At 49.7% G+C, this 847-nt stretch carries 1 pseudogene; it reads right to left on the bottom strand.

Annotation, left to right across the window (positions count from 1 at the left end):
• A pseudogene (locus tag HMPREF3139_RS04795) lies at positions 1-800 on the bottom strand (hemagglutinin repeat-containing protein); the annotation flags it as partial.
• Positions 801-847 lie beyond the last annotated feature (47 nt).

Raw genomic sequence — 847 nt, 5'->3', positions numbered from 1 at the left:
CGGCTTTGGTTTGTGCCGCTGTTTTGCCTGTCAGTCTGATTTGTGTGGCTTCGTCGGTGATGTGTATGTTTCGGGTGTTGATGCCGCTTTTTGTGATGCTGCTTTGACTGTCGCTGTCGCTGCCGTAACCTACTGATGAACTTGCGCCGTTTTTATCCGCTACGCTTGTCAGGTGTTTGTTTTGAGGCTTATTTTGTGCTCCCTGTCCCAGTGTTTTGCCGCTTACGGCAACGCTGGCACCCAATCCAAAACTTTCGCCTTTGTAGCGGCTGTGGTTTTGAATGTCGCTATGGGTGAGGGTGGCCGTCTGAAAGCGGTTTTTGCCTTCGTCTTCTGCGCTTTGGCTAGACGTGATGATGCCGCCTTTGAGGTCTGTATGGTTTCCGACCTTGATTTGATAGCCGTCTTCTCCGGCATAAATACCGCTTTGCTCGGTTACCGAAGCATGGTCGGCTCGGATTTTGCTTTGGCTGTAATCGCCACTGGCACTGAAGCCATAACCTACGGTAACTTGTGCACTGGCGTTTTGTTGTTTGCTTTGATAGGTTTCAGTATCTTGAACACTTTCTATATGCAGGTTGCGCGTATCTGCCTGTACGCCTTTGCCGATAAGCTGCGCACCTTTGAGGGTGGTATCCCCGCCGTTTCGGATAATCGTTTTGCCGGCCGTGCTACCGATATGGGTGTGGCGGTGGGTTGCTTTTGTCTGATTGCTGTGGTGGCTTGTTGAAAGAAAGGTCGTCTGAAACTGTATTTGTTGTTTCAGACGACCCTCTTGGCTTAAACCCTGAGAACTGCATGCGTACGTTCCGTACACATGCTACTTGTTGAGTTTAAGTTTTATATG

The organism is Neisseria sp. HMSC15G01 (assembly GCF_001808255.1).
GTDB lineage: Bacteria > Pseudomonadota > Gammaproteobacteria > Burkholderiales > Neisseriaceae > Neisseria > Neisseria subflava_A.
The sequence above is the reverse complement of the archived record's forward strand: the minus strand, read 5'-3'. Positions and strand labels throughout refer to the sequence as shown.